Consider the following 19,064-nt stretch of genomic DNA (forward strand, 5'->3'; position numbering starts at 1 on the left):
GCATCCAGTAGGCCATGCTGCCACACTGGTAATCAAACTCGCCGCGACCTGTTGGCCCTTATTGCTTGCGATAAGGTTACCGCCATTAGCAGCTGATGTGATTAACAGGAGTCCAATAACGGCGATGTGTTTTCCAGCTGTTCTCATGGGGCTATTACCGCGATGAGAACAGCTGGAAAACACATCGCCAGTTATTGGATCTGTTAATCACATCAACTGCTAATGGCGGTAACCTTATCTTAAACGTAGGGCCAACAGGTCGCGGCGAGTTTGATTACCGTGCAACCAACGCTTTGGACAGCATGGCCTACTGGATGCATGCCAACAGCAAAGCCATTTACAATTGTACCTATGCACCAGCTACCTACACTGTGCCCGAAGGTACAAAGCTGACTTATAACGCGGCTGCTAAAAAGCTTTACGTCCACCTGTTTACTTATCCGGCTGATGGTAAACTGGTGCTGCCGGGGTATAATGGAAAGATCAGGTATTCGCAGCTGTTAAATGACCATTCAGAGGTTATAAATAAGCCATCAACAGCCAATGATGGTGATTTGGTTGTAACGCTACCAAAGAAGAAACCCCTTTATGAGATACCGGTAATTGAGCTTGATTTGAAATAGTTGGCTACCTGCATCGATTGCATAATTGCAGCTATTTTTAACCCTTTGATTATATAATTGCTATAAAAGATTAGCTAATTTAGCCGACGCTTTCAATGAAAGTAAATAACCATTACTCCCGATGACAGACCGCATCAATACGTTTTTACAGATACATCCGCATGATAATGTGCTGGTTGCTTTACAGGATATAACCGCCGGAACCACCGTTGCTTTTAACGGCGATTACATAACCCTGCTAACCGACGTAGCCGCCAAGCATAAGTTTACCATAACCGACCTTGCCGCCGGTGCCGAAATTTATATGTACGGCGTATTGGTAGGCAAAACAAACGGCCCAATTGCTAAAGGCGCTGCTATCACTACCGCGAACATACACCACGCTGCCAGCGACTTTAAACTGGGCGAGCGCAAGTTAGACTGGCATAAGCCCGAGGTGGACAAATTTGCAGGACGGACTTTCTTAGGCTATCACCGCGCGGACGGATCTGTAGGGACGGCTAATTATTGGCTGGTTATACCCTTGGTGTTTTGCGAGAACCGCAACATCATGGTGTTGAAGGACGCATTGGTTGAGAAACTAGGTTTCCGCAAGGCTAAGACTTATGAGAACGAAGTGGATAGCCTGATCGATCTATATCAAACAGGTAACTCAGTTGAGGCTATTTTGAATGCGGATCTGCAGACAGATTCGGTTGAGCAGCGGTCAAACAAGCTGTTCCCTAATATAGATGGTATTAAGTTTCTGACCCATGATATGGGCTGCGGCGGTACCAAGAGCGATAGCGACGCTGTGCGGACTGTTAGCCGGTTACATCACCCATCCCAATGTGGCGGGCGCTACCGTGCTTAGCCTGGGCTGCCAGCACGCGCAGATCAGCATACTGGAAGACGAAATAAAGAAACGCGACCCTAACTTCAGCAAGCCGCTGATTATGCTGGAGCAGCAGAAGATAGGCAAGGAAAGCACCCTGATGCAGGAAGCGCTGAAGCGGACCTTCGCGGGCTTAATAGAAGCCAATAGGCAGGAGCGCCGGCCCGCGCCGATCAACAAGATCTGTATCGGGTTGGAGTGTGGCGGGTCCGACGGGTTTTCGGGTATCTCGGCAAACCCGGCGCTGGGCTATGTGTCCGACGTATTGGTGAGCCCGGGGGCAGCGTTATCCTGGCCGAGTTCCCTGAGCTTTGCGGGGTAGAGCAGGAGCTAAGCGACCGCTGTGTCGACGTACCTACTGCCGAAAGGTTCATCAGCCTGATGCGCACCTACAGCGCCCGTGCCGAGGCAGATGGCTCGGGCTTTTACGCTAACCCGTCGCCGGGAAATATTAAGGATGGCTTGATTACCGATGCCATCAAATCGGCAGGGGCGGCTAAAAAGGGCGGCAACTCGCCTGTGGCAGCGGTGCTGGATTACCCTGAGAAGGTGACCAAACCCGGCCTTAACCTGTTATGCACCCCCGGCAGCGATGTGGAGAGCACAACGGCCGAAGTAGGATCGGGGGCTAACGTGGTGTTGTTTACTACGGGCCCGGGTACGCCAACCGGAAACCCCATCACCCCGGTTATCAAGCTATCAACCAACACCCGCATTTACGACAAGATGCCCGACATCATCGATATTAACTGCGGCACCATCATAGAAGGCACCGAAACTATCGACCAGGTTGGCGAACGCATTTTAAACTACGTGATAGATGTTGCCAGCGGTGTGGTACAGCCGAAGTCGGTGCAGTTAGGGCAGGACGACTTCATCCCCCGGAAACGCGGCGTGTCCTTGTAAGTGTTTTGTTTCACGCGCGTGTGAAACAAATGAAACAGGTGAAACAAGATTTTGACCTAATAGGTTGACAGATAGCTGTTTGCAGAAAAATCGTGAAACAAAATGAAACAAGATTTTGCATTTAACCTGTTGATAGTGAGTTGAATGTCGAAAATTTTATTTGTTTGAACACGTAAAATACGCGAAACAGCCTGACTGACAATATAGCGTCACCATTTAACACACAAGTTTATATTATCTTTGAGTTTATGTTGACCGTTAGTCCGGATTTACAATCCCGGACCACTCTACGGGGATTTGCAATCTCATCCACAATTCCACACGTTGATCCAGAGATCGCAACAACTTTAATCTGGCATTACAAATCCCAACTAACCCCAGAAGTCAATTTTCATGGTAACTATTTTTATAAACAAGCGTCTTTAACGTAGATGATAAAAACTTACACACTACTAATTTTTTGCGCTTTACTTTTTAGCGTTAGCGCTACAAACGCACAAACATTGCCGGATAGCCTTACCGCTAAGGTTGACCAGCTATTTGCCAAGTGGAATAATAATACTGCGCCGGGATGCGTCGCGGGGATTGTCCGGGGCGATAAACTGGTTTACGCCAAAGGTTTCGGTTTGGCCAACCCGGAGAACGGCGTTCCAAATACGCCTGAAAGCATTTTCTACATGTGTTCTGTATCGAAGCAATTTGCGGGCTACGCTATAGCGATGCTGGCTAACGCTGGAAAAGTAAACCTCGACAACGACATTCATACTTATCTGCCCCGGATGGCCGATTTTGGTGGAAGGAAGATCACCGTAAAGAACCTGTTGAACCACACCAGTGGTATCCGGGATGACATCGGGCTTTCTGAGTTTTTGGCTTGAACGGCGATGGTATGCTTAGCCGGGAACAGGCCATTTACCTGCTTAAAAACAACGTTCTTTAAACTTTACACCGGGGAGAAATTTTCCTATTCAAATTCTAACTACATCCTGCTGGCCGAGATCGTAAAAAAGTCACCGGGAAAAGTTTCAGGGCCTATACCGATTCCGCTATCTTTAAACCGCTGGCTATGAATTCAAGTACTTTTATTGATGATTACGGGACGGTAATAAAAAACCGGGCGGCGTCCTACGGAAAGAACCAGGGTGCCTTTCAGAATGCCGTTCAAAATGTTTATACCCTTGGCGACGGTGGTTTATTTACCAACATCGAGGATATGGCCAAATGGGTAATGAACTTCTACCAGCCTAAAGCAGGTACGCTAAAGGACGTCGCTTTGATGACTACGCCCGGCAAACTTAATGACGGAAAGGAAATTACCTATGCCATGGGCATCAACTCGGCGCAGGACCGCGGGCATATACGCTTGGTCCACAACGGCGGCCTGGCGGGTTACCGTACCATCATCGCCGTATATCCTGAATTAAAAACGGGCTTCCTGATATTTGGAAACGACGGAGACGCGGAAGTATATAACAAGATCAACCAACTGGCGGAGCTCTTTGTCCCTGACAGCTCTGTAAAGAAAAATACCACAGCTATGGTCGAAGACGCGCCGGTTATGGTTATCCGTGACGCTACCGAACTGACCCAATGGGCAGGTAATTACGTTGCTTCCAACGGCTACAAGATTGCCGTTACCTATAAGGCCAAAAAGCTGTACATCAATGGGAACGCGGAGCTTGTTGCAGAAGCTCCCGGTCTGTTTCACATGGCCGCTCGTTCATCCGTCAAATATCGGTTCACTACCGATCCGAAGACTAAAACGGCTTGGGCCGGTCTATCCAGCCCGGTATTGGCAACGCCCATTAAAATGGCGCGTGTAAAAGAGGTGCACTTATCCAGATCACTTTTGGCGGGTTATACAGGTACTTACTTTTCCGACGAACTGGAATCGTCCTTTAAGATCGAACTGAAAGAAAATGAGTTATGGATCAGCAACAAAAACCATGATCCCGTAAAGGTCGCCCTGCTTGGTCCGGATAACTTGTTCCCGGGGTATGATTTTTTAAGTCACCTAATTATCAGGCGAAACACCAAAAACAAGATTACCGGATTTGAACTGAGCAGTGGTGATACGTCCGGCTTGTTATTCAGGAAGCTATAGCACAATTGAATGTTTGATCGTTACTTCTGCTGGGTTAACTGGCTTTTTTGTATTTTTAGGCGATTTATAACGTCGGCCTTGCGCGGGCAGTATCGCATCCAACGCCTATGAAAACTTTAACCGAATTCAAAGCCTCATTAAACGCAGACCAGCCAGCCGGCGGCCTGTCGGTACAGCTAAGAAGCCTTTGGTATGATGGCAAAGGCGACTGGCACGAAGCGCATGCACAGGTTGATCAGCTAACAGACCGGCAATCGGCCCGGGTGCATGCCTACCTGCACCGTAAAGAGGGCGATATTTGGAATGCCGACTACTGGTACAGCAAGGCACAGCGTACCCGCCCTGATGTATCTTTGGAAAAGGAGTGGGAACAGTTGGTGGTGGCGTTTCTTTGATGGATAAACAGAAGATTGTGCGAAATAATTTTTGCTAATATTCTAATGGTTTAATATCTTGCCTAACAATACCGGTACCTAAACCGTATAAGTTAATAACTTTAACCTTATCGCATGAAAAAGATTTCCCTCACAAACAACTATTGTTTAAACTTTCTGCCGTATTACTAACCTGCCTTTTACTGTTTGTAATTCATAGCTGTAAAAAGAATTTTAACGGAAATGATATCGATAGCCAAATTACCGACCCGGAAGTATCAGCAGCCAAAAGCTGGTATAACGAAGCCTATCCTGTTAATAAAATTGATAAATCAAGCTTGCAGACTAACAGCGTTAATGATCATGATGCAAGTCAGAAAATAAAACCCGATTGGCAAAAGCCGCGACATTATAAAAGATTTAATAGCGATGTAATTGAAATACCGCTGGATGCATCAGCAAAGTTTAATGCCGTATTAAAAAATAGCGATCATAATAAAGAGCTTAACAAGCCCGAGCAAAGCCTAAGCTCCTATTTAATGATCAAAACCAACGGGAAATATGATGCCTACATTATGACTATTATCGGCGATGAAGATTATTTAAAAGGCGACCTAAGCAAACTTGCACGCAATACTTATAATAAGCGCGATACTAATTTTAGCGGCTTAGTTTTATACTATACAGCAAAAGGCCGTTACTTAAACGGTTACCGTTTTAAAAATGGGCAACAGCTAAAACCGCAACAGTCATCGTTACAGCGCACACAAAATGTAAAACTAAAAACAAATAACAATATTGGCATAGAGTGTTATGATATTATTACCACTATAACAACAAATGGCAGGGTAACAGATCAATATGTGTCAAATTCGTTTTGTATTGTATATGAAGGTGGAGAGGATCCACCGCCCAGCAGCGGAGGCGGCTCTTCTTCTGGCGGCAGCGGTGGTAATAGTACCCCTGTACCGCCGCAGTGCCCGCCGGGCACCGTTGTAAACGCTGTCCATTTACAAGTTAACGGCAATGCGCCTCCGGGTGAAGAACCCACAGATGGGCCGGGTGATCCGGGATTTCCACCGCCAAATCCACCATCGCAGCAGCAGTGTGTCGTGAATGTTCCAACACCAAGTACAAAAATAGATAGCTTATCAGATGAAAACTTAGAATCTTTAATAGAATGTGATAGTTTACAACTTTTAGAACTTGCAGCCTACAATAACTTTGGAAACATGTATCAAAATGTTGCTAGTTTTCATCTAAGCCAATCATTATTAAACCGAATAAATAATTTACAGGCTATTTCCTCAGAATTTCAAACAATAGACCCTTTCTATTTACAGAGTTTAGAAAATGCTTCAGGTAAAATTTTAAACAGTGATTTTTTTCCTATTAAAATTACCTCAATGCCAACAGGGATGAATATGGCGACCCTTACTGAGTATTTTAGACAAAACATGAATAATTTCACATCAGGACAAGCCAATTTTAGTCCTTATGTTGCCTTTGGAGTAAATGAAACTCAATTGTTTTATCAATATGGGGCGGCATCTGTTGGCGCTATTGTACATATCGATATGGCAGATGATGGTACTGTTATTGAATCTGATTATCAGAGTAATGGTAATGGGACTTTTTTAAGTTCTCTACTATGACTTCACCGCTTGATTTTAATCACCCGGTCTCAGGTAATCGAGAATTCGGTGTATATCCTGACCCAAACAATCCGGGATCATATACTTTTTATACTATGGGTGTTGACAGGACTTCTGATTGGTTCTTCTCTACAATAAATACTTTTAATACAGTATTTAATGGTGCCGATCAGTTATGGACGGCGATGCAAGGTAATATGATTAATTATATTAACACACACGGCGGGCATGCACAATATTACGGAAGGAAAAATTATATTGCCCGTCCTAACTACAATTTAGTTAAGGATTATTTAAACGGGAAAATAAGTTTAGCTCAATTAAAAAGCAAAATAGGATGCTAAAAATGAATGTTTTTATTAGATATGTAGTAACCATAGGAATAATTGGTTTTTTTAGTGGAACTATATTGTACATAATTTACAATAAAGTTTTTTCTGTTCCACATGATACGTTGTCGTTTAGCGGTAGCTTAGCTTATGCTTATGGTCTATTGTTTATAACATACAATGCCTATTTGTTATTTAAAATCATATTTCCGGGTAACGCAAATAATTTACTTAAGCAGGCAGCGTTTTGTTTTTTATTTGAGATTGCTTTATGGTCACTTCCGCTTACTTTAGCAGCGGGTTTTGATTCTAGGGCAATTTTTATCAACGTTACAACCGTTGGATTGCATAGCATATTTATCCCATATCTGTATAATTTCTTAGGCATGAAATTAAATATAAAATGATACATGTAATTCCTCCTCTTATTTCAGATTTATAATATTTGTCGTTCGAAGTGACATTGCCCATGTAGTCAAAGACTTCCGATAGCAAGGAGGAATCTACTAATATCAAAATGAAAAGTTTAATTATTTTATTGCTCTCTGTTTTAGCTTTTTTTCAAATCGGACAAAAAACAAGTTTGACGATTTTGAACGTTTTGTAGGGAAAACCTATAAAGTACCACAAAGCATAGCGGATGATTGTAACTGGTACTATGCTATAATCAAATGTAAGATTGATAAAAATAGTAGAATAGCCAGTTATCAACTTATAAATGAAGATACTACCCCGGATCTGATAAACAGTTTTGCCTACTTGAAAAAATATAGTTTTGCGAGGGAACTCAGGATAAATAACAAAACTCTGGTTTTGCTTTACTATAGAAAATAAGAAAGAAAACTGTAAAATACCCCGCTCCAGAATTTATACTTATTCAGATGTAACAGCAAAAATATATAATGATGTTGCGAAACAAATGATTGCTGAACCTAATACAATCTTAGTACAACCTGTTATAGGTACAGCAGTTTACGAGCCAAGGTATTAATAACGAAAGACCATAATATATTCAGCCTGTGGTCGGTGTTATCACCGCACCACTTTACTGGAAAGTAGGTATATTGCAGTATGCAGCAAGGCATTGAATTTTTTACAGCAACATGCTTAAATTGGCAGCCATTGTTAAGCACCGACCAACGCAAACAGGTCATTCTTGATAGTTTATCATTTTTAGTTGCCGACGGTAGAATATGGTTATATGCATACGTTATTATGCCAAACCATATTCATATATTGTGGTGCAAACAACCGGCTTGGCTTGAAAAAATGTGCAACAACATTTCACAAAGTTTACAGCACAGCAACTCAAATTTATTTTAATTAATTACCCTGCGGAACTTGCCAACTACCTAAGCACACAGGGCGATAGACAGTATCAATTTTGGGAAAGACGACCATACACTGCAACTATGTATAGTAGAGCTGTATTAGAAGAAAAGTTAGATTCTATACATAACAACCCGGTAAAAGCAACTTTAACTGAATTGCCGGAGGATTATAAATTTTCATCGGCCTCATATTACCTAACCAATAAACCAAATGATATACTTACGTATTATATGGAGCATATATAAATACTGCAAGTGGTGCGGTGATAACACCGACCACAGGCTTAAATGGCAGATGATGGTACAGTTATAGAATCTGATTATCAAAGTAATAATAATGGTACCTTTTTCAAGTTTTCTACTATGACTTCACCATTTGATCTTAATCACCCAGTTTCAGGGAACAGGGAGTTTGGAATATATCCTGATCCGAACAATCCGGGCTCATACACTTTTTACACCATGGGAGTTGATCGCGTTTCTGATTGGATATTTGTTGTGGGGAATACTCTTTTTAATGGTTTTCGTCGAACCGATCAATTGTGGACCGCTATGCAAAGTAACATGATCAATTATATAAACAACCATGGTGGTCATGCCGAATTTTATGGTAAGAAAAACTATATCGCCAGGCCTAATTATAATTTGGTGAAAGATTATTTAGAAGGAAGAATTAGTTTGGCAGAGTTAAAAAGACGAATAGGATGTTAAATATGAATAAAATAATTGCCTTTTTACTTTCAGTAATAATAATAAGCTTGTTTAGCACCGCAACTCTATATATTTCTCAACGCATATTTATAGAACCGTTATATAAAAGAGATTTTTTATCTGTTTTGTTGGTTTCATTTGTTGTAGTATTAATGGTAGCGGTTGTTTACCTAATTCTTAAAGATGTATTCTTCAAGAACAAGACATTAAATTTGTTTGTGCAAGGGATGATATGCGTTTTAATAGATATGTCGTTTCTTTTTTAATTATAGTACCTATAGCGGGGTTTACATTTAAAGAATTTTTATGGCACTTAATAGGAGTAACCAGTTTTTGCTTCTTTATACCCATTGTTTTTCGGAAGATGAGTATAAATTAAAGCGGGACAACCTGTTGGTCCAGATTTGTAATCCCGGACCAGATTATAGACGATTTGCAATCCCCATGTGTAAAGCCAACGCGAATCATTATTACCCAACCATGACCACCACACACCGCCGGGATGTTTACATTTGCTGGTAAACATTAAGCATTGATGAAGAATATAGGATTTTTATCATTCGGGCATTGGTCTGATCATCCCGCGTATCAAACCCGTACCGCGGGCGATACCTTGCTGCAGTCGATTGATTTGGCGGTAGCCGCGGAAGAAATAGGTTTGGATGGCGCTTATTTCAGGGTACATCATTTTGCACGGCAGCTGGCATCTCCGTTTCCGTTACTGTCGGCTATCGGGGCCAAAACCAGCAAAATAGAAATTGGCACCGGTGTGATAGATATGCGTTATGAAAACCCCATGTATATGGTGGAGGATGCCGGCGCTGCCGACCTGATCTCGGGAGGCCGGTTACAACTGGGCATCAGCCGCGGTTCGCCCGAGCAGGTGATCGAGGGTTGGCGTTATTTCGGCTATGCACCTGAAGGAGGCCGGGACGATGCCGATATGGGGCGCCAAAAAGCGTTGGAGTTTTTGGATAAATTAAAAGGCGAAGGATTTGCCCAGCCTAACCCATACCCGATGTTCCCCAACCCGCCGGGCCTGTTGCGCCTCGAGCCGCATTCGGAGGGCCTGCGCGAACGCATTTGGTGGGGCGCTGCTTCTAACGCGACTGCGGTTTGGGCCGCCGAGAACGGCATGAACCTGCAAAGTTCGACCCTTAAATTTGATGAAAGCGGCGAACCGCTGCACATTCAGCAGGCTAAACAGATAAGGTTATTTAAAGAAGCCCGGAAGAAGGCAGGGCACCAGCGCGAACCAAGGGTATCGGTAAGCCGCTCTATCTTTGCGCTGGTAAACGATCAGGACAGGCTTTACTTCGGGCAGCAGGGGAAAGCGCAGGACAGCTTTGGTAACATAGAACCCAATAAACGCGCGGTATTTGGCAAGAGCTATGCCGCCGAACCGGATGTGCTGATAAAAGAATTAGCCAAGGACGAAGCCATACAGGAAGCCGACACCTTATTGCTAACGATACCAAACACTTTGGGCGTTGATTACAATGTGCACGTGCTATCGGCTATTTTAGAGCATGTTGCACCTGCTTTGGGCTGGCGATAAAAGTCAACACAGTTTGCCGGTTCCGTGCCCTCAGGTTCTTCCAACGGAGACCCTGAGGTTGCCAGATCCGGGACCCGGCAAACTAAAATCACTTTAGGATGTTCATAGATCGCGGTGTATATTTATACATCGTTAAATCAACATTACAATGGACCTTAAAGCATTTAACAGTTTCCCTTTTTATATCAAGCTGGCCGCCGTATTATTCAGCTTGCTTGCAATGGGTTTCATCATAATTATTGCAAAGGAAATACTGGCCCCGCTTATTTTTTCGTGCTTATTCTCCATATTACTCCTGCCGGTTGCGGCTTTTTTAGAATATAAATTACGCTTACCCCGGAGCGCGGCATCCATGGTGGCGGTAGTATTGCTGGTTACTTTTATAGGTACACTGATCTATTTTATCGGTTCGCAAATTGCCGACCTGCTTAAAGAGTGGCCTCAATTTCAGGCACAGATCAAAAGTTCGCTTTGGGAGTTCAGGGGCTGGGTGCAGGATAATTTCCATATTACCCGCGGCAAACAGCTTAGGGTAGCTAATGAGGCAACCAGCAAAGTGCTTTCGCCGGATACGGCCGCGGTAGGCGCAACGGTATTATCGGTATCAGCTGTCCTTTTGTTCCTGGTGTTTACGTTTATTTATACGTTTTTCTTTCTACTGTACCGTACGCTTATTATGAAGTTCACGGAGTCTGTTTTCCTGAAAGAAAACAAGGCTACCGTATATGAGATCATGGAGCAGGTACAGTATATGATCCGTAAATACATAATCGGGTTACTTGTCGAGATGGGTATTGTGGCCATAGGGGTGAGTACGGTGTTTACCTGCATGGGCGTGAGATATGCCATCCTGCTGGGCCTGCTTACCGGCTTGCTTAACATTATTCCCTATGTAGGTATTTTCACCGCGCTAGTTCTAAGCGCAATCGTTACGCTGGGCACCTCGCCGGATGCCACGCAGGCTGTTTGGGTGATTGTTACCCTCATTGTAACGCATCTTATAGACAGTAATGTTTTACTGCCGCTGGTAGTTGGGTCGAAAGTGAGGATCAATGCTTTAATTACCGTACTTGGGGTATTTGCCGGCGAAATGATCTGGGGCATCCCCGGCATGTTCCTGTCTATCCCTTGTATCGCTGTGTTAAAGATCATTTTCGACCGCGTAGAAGGCCTTCAACCCCGGGGCATTATACTGGGCGATGAAGAAAAGAAACAAAACAGACTGGCCACCCGCTGGAGGCGGAAAAAAGTCGTCGCCGCCACCGAATAGGCAGTTGGCCCTGAACCAAGTCCGTTGAGATAACTTGTTACCTTCCGGCGTAGACCGGGTGAGTCTACGCGGTCAGGCCGCAAAATTTACTTACCCTCTTGAAACAACGGGTTATACCTGAAGTATTTATTCGCCCCATCAAAAAATACCGAGTAGTCTGATTTAAAATGCGTGCTTTTAAGATAATAATCAGTAGTGATGATCTGCGCGCCCGAGTTGCAGGCGGCCTCGAAATATGACCTGTCGTTGGTGCGGGCCTGTTCGGTATCGCTATCGGCACGGGTGCGGATGATATAGCCTTTCTTTACCAACCCCGGTATTTCAGGGCTTTTAGCGTTATTGCGGATCAGCATGGCCGCTTCGGGTGTGCCGGGTCGGCATTGGCAAATAGCACCCGGCCCTTTAACGATGGATGGCCGGCCATGTACAGGTTTCGTTTACGTTTTTGATCATCAAGCACAAAAATAAATTTACCGCGGGCCTGTTTTAAAGTGGGCCAGCCTTTGGTCAGTACGGCGCTTTCCAGCGTTTCGGCTTTGCCACGAACGTCGTCGGGTGTCAGCAAATGTTTTTGCCCGGGTATTTCAACAGGTTATTATCCAACTCATCAAACAGGGCGGGGGTAAAGGTTTCGGGCACATTAGCGGCTTTGCTTTCCGGATCGTCTTTGGCTTCTAAAGTGATAAATACCGGGTTATGGCCGGGGTGTGCCTCGCTCCAGTTTTTTAGCTGGGTAAGGCAATCTTTAAACGTAGGGCAATGGCTGCGATAATCGTATTCAATGATATGGAACACCTTAAAACCGGGTTCGTTCATTTCGCCCTTCTCATCAAAAGCGGGTTGATTGGGCGCGTACTCCATACCTTTAGGATGCGCGTACTTACCGCCTTTCGAGTCGGCATAAATATCAATCTCCGTGTTACGCAGGCCCATATTCAACTGATCTTCCAGCGGGATATGCTCATAATCTATCCGGTACGACTTTGGGTCCTTCGCCAGCATCAGTTTAAACAAACCCGGATCGATAGCTTTTTTATAACTATTATGCGAGCCAATGATCTGGATCTTATTGATAGGGATATTGTCTGCGCCTACGTCAGTACGCATTAACGGTAAAGATAATAAGAGTAGAGTGCCGAATAGTAATTTCATATCAGTGTTTTATTAGCCGGCACATATTTAAGCTTTTAATATTAATAAACTATTAATGACTAATTATTTCCTGTCTTAACGGAGCCTTATTAAAGGATTTCTGTCGAGACAGGAAAGAATGGCACTGCTATAATCCAAAGCCGTAAGCTACACGCAAGCCTATAATACCGTCGCTATAACCGTTGCCGCTCAGGTTTTCATAACGGGCGCCGATGTCCCATCTTTTAGTAGCGTATCCAATAGAAGGGGCAGCAATAAAGTGAACAGATCCACCGCCCTCGGCCACTTCAAACCCTGCTCCAAATTCGGCCCCGAAATAAAAGTTGGAACCCATAAAGAATTTAGCGCCTACTTTTACCGGGATGATGTCCGATTTGTATTTAGTTGTAAAGCCGGGGAAACTACCCGTAGCAGGGTAAGTAACTGTTTTTGGGAAGAAGTGATAAATACCGCTGGTAAAGGTTAACGCAACTTTGTCAGACAGGCCGTATTGTAACCTTGGTGTAAGGCCTAATCCAAAATTTAAAGTGTTGGCAGTGTTACCCACGGGCAATAAACCATCAACACCTACGCCGAAGCGCCAGTTGCTTTTTGGTACAGATTGCGCGTTAACATTAGTGCAAATAAATAAGGTTAAAGCCGTTAAAGCGGTAATTAATAATTTTGATGTCTGTGTTTTCATAATGTTTAGTTTGATCAAATAGTTTAACGCGCCAAAAACAGTAAGCGTACGGCGGTACATGTTAATAAATGTTAAATCGGCAGTGACTGGTTATTAGAGGTTAGAGGTTAGAATTTGCCGCTTCAACTAATCTCTAATCACCAACCTCTAATCACTATACAAACCATATCCAAATTATTACAAATCACCTTAACCAATTTTTAACCATCGTATTGAAATAATTGTAACTTAGTTACCCAAACTAATTAAACAAAACCAATTATTCCAACACCCATGGAAAAAAGAAGAGACTTCATTAAGAAGGTGGCTATTACTACCGGCGGCCTGGCATTAGGCAGCCGTACTTTTGGCTTTACGGCCAAAAGCTACAACCGTATAATAGGCGCTAATGACCGTATCCACGTAGCTATAATAGGGCTTAACGGCCGCGGCGGCAGTATGTGTACCACGTTTGCAAAGGCGACAAATTGCCTGGTAAATACCGTATGCGATGTGGATTCGCGCACCATACCCATCACCCAGAAAAAGTAGCCGCAGCCAGTAAAGGCGATGCCCCGAAAGGCGAGGGCGACGTACGCAAAGTGATGGCTGATAAAGATATTGATGCCATATACATAGCCACACCCGACCACTGGCACGCGCCAATGGCTATAATGGGTTGCCGGGCAGGCAAGCACGTATATGTTGAAAAACCACTGAGCCATAACCCGCACGAAGGCGAATTGGCTGTAGCCGCGGCCCGTAAATATAAACGCGTAGTGCAAATGGGCGCACAGCGCCGCTCGTCGCCGTTGGCTATACAAGCCGTTAAGGAGTTACATGACGGTGTTATTGGCCGCGTATATTTTGCCAAAGCCTGGTATACCAACAACCGTAAAGCAAATTATTATAAACCGGCAGCTGTACCAAGCTGGTTAGATTATGAACTATGGCAGGGCCCTGCACCGCGTAAGCCTTATATGGATGGTTTGGTGCATTATAACTGGCATTGGAAATGGCACTATGGTACCGGCGAAGCGTTAAACAATGGTACACATGAAGTGGATCTGGCACGTTGGGGTTTAGGTGTTGACCTGCCAACCCGTGTTTCATCAGTAGGTGGCCGTTACCAGTTCGAGGACGAGTGGGAAACACCTGATACGCAAATTGTAACGTTAGAATATCCGGGCCGTGTATCGCTGATGTGGGAGAACCGCAGCTCGAACGGTATGAAGATAGAAGGTGCCGAGCGCGGCGTAATATTTTATGGTGATAACGGCAGCCTGAACACTGACGGCGAGAATTACACCATATACGACCAAAGCGGTAAACTGGTGAAAGAAATTAAAAAAGGAGGACCGGTAGAGGATGCCGGTATACAGGGCCGTAACACCGCCAGCCCAAGCACGGGTATGGATGCGCAGCACGTGGGTAACTTCTGGAAAGTATCCGCGAAAACAAAGCGCCAAACTGCGATGTGGAGTTGGGCTATAAGAGCGTTGTTGCTATGCAGTTGGGTAATATATCATGGCGCGTTGGCCGCGATTTGCACCTTGATCCTAAAAACGCGCACATTATTAATGATGCGGAAGCACAAAAATTATGGAGCCGTACTTACGAACGGGATGGGCGCCTAAAGTTTAATTTTACTGCTAAGTAGCACTAAATATTCACCAAAATTTAACCGAATAAATGAAAAAATATTATGGTTTAAGCAGTGGCCTTTTGGCTGCTGCTTTTATGTTAAATGCCGGCATTACCAATGCTGATGTGCCTAAAGATAAAACGCCTAAAAAGGCGGTTGTTAAAAAACATGCCGTTGTCGAAACCGACCGCATGGCATGGTGGAACAAGGCCCGTTTCGGGATGTTTATACATTGGGGTGTATACAGTGTACCCGCCGGTGTTTATGAGGGTAAAAACTCTAATCATTTAGGCGAATGGCTGATGCATGATGCCAAGATCCCGGTGGATACTTACCAGGCTTACGCAAAGGATTTTAACCCCACAAAATATGATCCTGATAAATGGGTGAAAATGGCTAAAGATGCCGGCGTGAAATACATTGTTATCACTACCAAGCACCATGACGGCTTTGCGATGTTCGACTCGAAAGCAAGCGACTGGAACATTGTAAAACGTACCCCTTATGGTAAGGACGTTATAAAAATGCTGGCTGATGCCTGCCGTAAACAAGGTATGAAGCTGGGCTTTTACTACTCGCAGGCCAATGACTGGACCAACCCGGGCGGCGCAGCTGCTGGCGGACATTGGGATAAAAAGCAGGATGGTAGTTTTGATGATTATATAGATAAAGTGGCCATCCCGCAGGTAAAAGAGATCTTGAATAATTATGGTGATGTGGCTGAATTGTGGTGGGACGTACCTACCAACATGACCAAGGAGCGCGCGGCTAAATTTTTGCCGTTGGTTAAGGCGCATCCCAATATGGTTACCAACAATCGTTTAGGTGGTGGTGTTGAGGGCGACGTGGAAACGCCCGAACAATATATCCCGGCAACGGGCATCCCGGGCCGCCATTGGGAAACCTGTATGACCATGAACGATACCGGGGATTTAAGGTAAATGATCACCATTGGAAATCAAGTCAGATGCTGATCCGCAACCTCATCGAAATAGCCTCGAAAGGTGGCAACTACCTGTTAAACGTCGGCCCAAAATCAACAGGCGAAATACCTGATGAAAGCATTGAGCGTATGAAGGATATCGGCGCGTGGATGAAAGTAAACAGCGAAGCTATATATGCTACTACCGCCAGTCCGTTTAAAAAACTGCCGTGGGGCAGGGCCACAACTAAAGAAACTGCCGACGGCAATACCATACTTTACCTGAGTGTATTTGATTGGCCGACAGATGGCAAATTATTATTAGCCGGACTGAAAAACCAGGCCATATCAGCTAAGTCATTAGCTAACGGCTCGGCATTAAAATTCAGCAAAACGGCCGATGGTTTGTCAATTACTGTTCCGGCTGCAGCGCTTGATCCGAACGCTACGGTTATTAAATTAACCATCAAAGGCAAGCCCGATGTGGAGAACGTTATTCCTTCGGCCAATGCTGATGGATCATTTGTTTTAAGCCCTGTTGATGCTGATACTAAAGGTGGCGTACAGTCGGAGCATAACCCGCCAAATTTGGGTTACTGGACCAGCGCAAAATCAACAGTATCATGGCAAATTAAAGTTACCAAACCGGGATTGTATAGCATAGAAGCACCTATAGCTGCTATGCGCGAAGGCAATAGCTTTATTATTTCTGTGGGGGATCAGTCGGTTAAGGCAACTGCTAAAGCCACCGGTAATGATGGTAAATATGAGGTAAACAATTTAGGGCAGATCAGGATTGATAAACCAGGAGTAAACACTATCACCATAACCCCGGTTGCCGAAAACTGGCAGCATATTAACCTGCGCGCCCTTACTTTTAAACCTGTTAACTAATAACACATGAAGAAATATTTATTGCTGATAGCGTGCTTTGTATTATCGGCAACGTTAGTAAAAGCGGCAAAAGTTGATACGGTTGAAACGTATAGCGATGTCATGAAGAAGAAAATAAAAGCCGTAGTTATTACGCCTGCCGACTATGAAACCGGTAAACCCTGCCCGGTGGTTTATTTATTGCATGGTGCAGGTGGTAACTACAAACAGTATTACGGTATTAACAAAGGCATTGCCGAACTGGCCGACCAATATCACCTGATGATTGTTTGTGCCGACGGCGGCGTTACCAGCTGGTACTGGGACAGCCCGAAGGACCCTAAATTTCAGTACGAAACCTATATCACTAAAGAGCTGATAGGCTACGTAGACAAAAACTATAAAACCATTAAAAATAAAACCGGCCGTGCAATTTCGGGCCTGAGCATGGGCGGGCAGGGCGCTATGTACTGGCTATCCGTCACCAGGACCTGTTTGGCGCGGTGGGCAGCATGAGCGGTGGGGTGGATATCCGCCCGTTCCCTAATAATTGGGATATGTCGAAACGTTTGGGCGAATATGCCGATAACCCTGAGCTTTGGGAGAAAACAGCGGTAACCAACCAGCTGTACCTGATCAAACCAAACTCGTTAGCTATTACCTTTGACTGCGGTACCGACGATTTCTTTTACAAAGTAAACTGCATACTGCACGATAAAATGGTAGAGCGTAATATCCCGCATGATTTTACAGCACGCCCCGGGGGCATACCTCGCAGTATTGGGCAAACTCAATACAGTATCATTTGCTGTTTTTTAGCAATTATTTTAAGAAGGCAAACCCTTCATAGTAAACCTTATAAAACAAAAGCAAAGGCCTTGTGCGATTCCCCTCTTGAGAGGGGGAAGGGGTGTGTCATACGTGGGCGAAGGGCACACCCCTGCAGCCGCACAGCCTTACTCGCCCCCTCTCAAGAGGGGAACTGATCAGCAAACTCGTAATAAAAACAACAATACAACAATGTCTTACCAACCATCACCAGAAAGATACAATTCAATGCCTTATAAGCGCAGCGGCAAAAGTGGCTTAAAGCTGCCTGCTGTTTCGTTAGGTTTATGGCAAAACTTCGGCGGTTACGATACTATGGAAAATAGCCGTAACATCCTTAAAACCGCGTTCGATCACGGCGTTACGCATATCGACCTTGCTAATAACTACGGCCCGCCGCCGGGATCGGCCGAGGAAAATTTCGGACAGATATTGCACACCGATTTCAGGGACCATCGCGATGAACTGATCATTTCATCAAAAGCGGGCTACACCATGTGGGACGGCCCTTATGGCGATTGGGGCACCAAGAAATACCTGGTATCAAGCCTTGACCAAAGCCTTAAACGCATGAAACTGGATTACGTGGATATTTTCTACCATCACCGCCCCGACCCGGAAACACCGCTGGAAGAAACCATGGCTGCTTTGGACCTGATCGTTCGCCAGGGTAAGGCGCTATATGTGGGCATCTCCAACTATAAAGCACCTGAAGCTAAAGCGGCTATCCAAATGTTAAAGCAAATGGGCACGCCTATCATTATTCATCAGCCTAAATATTCCATGTTTGAGCGTTGGGTTGAAGGTGGTTTATTAGACGTGCTGGAAGAAGAGGGCGTAGGCTGTATCCCGTTCTCGCCATTGGCGCAGGGTTTGTTAACCGATAAATATTTGAAAGGTATCCCTGCAGATTCAAGGGCCCTGAAAGTTGGCGACTCGCTTACCGAAAACAGCATCACGCCTGATAAAATAGAAAAAGTTAAAAAGCTAAATGACATAGCCCAACAACGAGGTCAGAAACTGGCGCACATGGCACTGTCATGGATATTAAAGGACGATCGCATCACCTCGGTACTGGTAGGCGCCAGCAAACCTGAACAGCTGCTTGACTCGTTAAAATGCCCGGAGAATACCAAATTCAGTAAAGAGGAGCTGGATTTAATTGACGAGATCTTGAAATAGATTCGATATAAAATTTATAATGACAAAGGCCACCCCATCGGGGCGGCCTTTGTTGGTTATTAAGGG

General features: G+C 44.6%; 20 protein-coding genes and 4 pseudogenes. 21 read left to right on the top strand and 3 right to left on the bottom strand.

Annotated features, from left to right (window positions below; genetic code table 11):
- Positions 1-137: 137 nt before the first annotated feature.
- From HK413_RS05910 to HK413_RS05965, 13 genes and pseudogenes are all read left to right on the top strand, one after another.
- Positions 138-623, top strand: coding sequence for an alpha-L-fucosidase (locus tag HK413_RS05910; RefSeq protein WP_175269524.1), 486 nt, complete (start codon positions 138-140; stop codon positions 621-623).
- A 121-nt stretch (positions 624-744) separates the two neighbouring features.
- A pseudogene (locus tag HK413_RS22015) lies at positions 745-1,582 on the top strand (UxaA family hydrolase); the annotation flags it as partial.
- Between the two features lie 113 nt (positions 1,583-1,695).
- Positions 1,696-2,403, top strand: coding sequence for a hypothetical protein (locus HK413_RS22020; RefSeq protein WP_394353138.1), 708 nt, complete (start codon positions 1,696-1,698; stop codon positions 2,401-2,403).
- Between the two features lie 431 nt (positions 2,404-2,834).
- A complete protein-coding gene (locus HK413_RS05920) occupies positions 2,835-3,281 on the top strand; it encodes a serine hydrolase domain-containing protein (protein ID WP_175269490.1) in 447 nt (148 codons plus the stop codon).
- 140 nt (positions 3,282-3,421) lie between these two features.
- Positions 3,422-4,507: pseudogene (locus HK413_RS05925) on the top strand (serine hydrolase domain-containing protein); the annotation flags it as partial.
- 107 nt (positions 4,508-4,614) lie between these two features.
- Complete coding sequence (locus HK413_RS05930; RefSeq protein WP_175269491.1) at positions 4,615-4,902, top strand: hypothetical protein; 288 nt, start codon at positions 4,615-4,617, stop codon at positions 4,900-4,902.
- A gap of 518 nt (positions 4,903-5,420) precedes the next feature.
- Positions 5,421-6,536, top strand: coding sequence for a hypothetical protein (locus HK413_RS05935; protein ID WP_175269492.1), 1,116 nt, complete (start codon positions 5,421-5,423; stop codon positions 6,534-6,536).
- A complete protein-coding gene (locus HK413_RS05940) occupies positions 6,533-6,880 on the top strand; it encodes a hypothetical protein (protein WP_175269493.1) in 348 nt (115 codons plus the stop codon). Before HK413_RS05935 ends, HK413_RS05940 begins: the two co-directional genes overlap by 4 nt.
- 2 nt (positions 6,881-6,882) lie before the next feature.
- Complete coding sequence (locus HK413_RS05945; RefSeq protein WP_175269494.1) at positions 6,883-7,272, top strand: hypothetical protein; 390 nt, start codon at positions 6,883-6,885, stop codon at positions 7,270-7,272.
- 864 nt (positions 7,273-8,136) lie between these two features.
- Positions 8,137-8,442 (top strand): hypothetical protein, encoded by a 306-nt coding sequence (locus HK413_RS05950; protein ID WP_175269495.1) that lies wholly within the window; start codon positions 8,137-8,139, stop codon positions 8,440-8,442.
- Positions 8,443-8,484: 42 nt separating this feature from the next.
- Positions 8,485-8,907, top strand: a complete 423-nt coding sequence (locus tag HK413_RS05955) for a hypothetical protein (protein WP_175269496.1) — start codon at positions 8,485-8,487, stop codon at positions 8,905-8,907.
- Positions 8,908-9,442: 535 nt separating this feature from the next.
- Positions 9,443-10,465 carry an LLM class flavin-dependent oxidoreductase gene (locus HK413_RS05960; RefSeq protein ID WP_175269497.1) on the top strand — a complete coding sequence of 341 codons (1,023 nt, stop codon included), beginning with the start codon at positions 9,443-9,445 and terminating at the stop codon, positions 10,463-10,465.
- A 148-nt stretch (positions 10,466-10,613) separates the two neighbouring features.
- Positions 10,614-11,735, top strand: a complete 1,122-nt coding sequence (locus HK413_RS05965; protein ID WP_175269498.1) for an AI-2E family transporter — start codon at positions 10,614-10,616, stop codon at positions 11,733-11,735.
- A gap of 86 nt (positions 11,736-11,821) precedes the next feature.
- On the opposite strand, the pseudogene HK413_RS22025 reads toward HK413_RS05965, so the two are convergent.
- From HK413_RS22025 to HK413_RS05975, 3 genes and pseudogenes are all read right to left on the bottom strand, one after another.
- Positions 11,822-12,300, bottom strand: a pseudogene (locus HK413_RS22025) (Ca2+-dependent phosphoinositide-specific phospholipase C).
- Complete coding sequence (locus tag HK413_RS17000; RefSeq protein ID WP_246229905.1) at positions 12,294-12,887, bottom strand: Ca2+-dependent phosphoinositide-specific phospholipase C; 594 nt, start codon at positions 12,885-12,887, stop codon at positions 12,294-12,296. The pseudogene HK413_RS22025 and the gene HK413_RS17000 overlap by 7 nt, the downstream one beginning before the upstream one ends.
- 127 nt (positions 12,888-13,014) lie before the next feature.
- On the bottom strand, positions 13,015-13,629 hold the full coding sequence (locus tag HK413_RS05975) for a hypothetical protein (protein WP_175269499.1): 615 nt from the start codon (positions 13,627-13,629) through the stop codon (positions 13,015-13,017).
- Positions 13,630-13,842: 213 nt separating this feature from the next.
- Between HK413_RS05975 and HK413_RS17005 the strand changes: the two genes are divergently transcribed.
- From HK413_RS17005 to mgrA, 8 genes and pseudogenes are all read left to right on the top strand, one after another.
- On the top strand, positions 13,843-14,100 hold the full coding sequence (locus HK413_RS17005; protein ID WP_246229906.1) for a twin-arginine translocation signal domain-containing protein: 258 nt from the start codon (positions 13,843-13,845) through the stop codon (positions 14,098-14,100).
- A gap of 53 nt (positions 14,101-14,153) precedes the next feature.
- Positions 14,154-14,828, top strand: a pseudogene (locus HK413_RS17010) (Gfo/Idh/MocA family protein); the annotation flags it as partial.
- Positions 14,829-15,025: 197 nt separating this feature from the next.
- Entirely contained in the window at positions 15,026-15,208 is a 183-nt protein-coding gene (locus tag HK413_RS17015; protein ID WP_317169335.1) for a hypothetical protein, read from the top strand.
- A 32-nt stretch (positions 15,209-15,240) separates the two neighbouring features.
- Entirely contained in the window at positions 15,241-16,134 is an 894-nt protein-coding gene (locus tag HK413_RS19425) for an alpha-L-fucosidase (protein WP_262886806.1), read from the top strand.
- Positions 16,089-17,009: an alpha-L-fucosidase gene (locus HK413_RS19430; protein WP_262886807.1), complete on the top strand. Its 921-nt coding sequence runs from the start codon at positions 16,089-16,091 to the stop codon at positions 17,007-17,009. The genes HK413_RS19425 and HK413_RS19430 overlap by 46 nt, the downstream gene beginning before the upstream one ends.
- Before the next feature lie 6 nt (positions 17,010-17,015).
- A complete protein-coding gene (locus HK413_RS17020) occupies positions 17,016-17,504 on the top strand; it encodes an alpha/beta hydrolase (RefSeq protein WP_246229910.1) in 489 nt (162 codons plus the stop codon).
- Complete coding sequence (locus HK413_RS17025) at positions 17,501-17,974, top strand: hypothetical protein (RefSeq protein ID WP_246229912.1); 474 nt, start codon at positions 17,501-17,503, stop codon at positions 17,972-17,974. Before HK413_RS17020 ends, HK413_RS17025 begins: the two co-directional genes overlap by 4 nt.
- A 34-nt stretch (positions 17,975-18,008) precedes the next feature.
- Complete coding sequence (gene mgrA / locus HK413_RS05995) at positions 18,009-18,998, top strand: L-glyceraldehyde 3-phosphate reductase (RefSeq protein WP_175269526.1); 990 nt, start codon at positions 18,009-18,011, stop codon at positions 18,996-18,998.
- The last annotated feature ends 66 nt before the right edge of the window (positions 18,999-19,064 follow it).

Source organism: Mucilaginibacter humi (genome assembly GCF_013087555.1).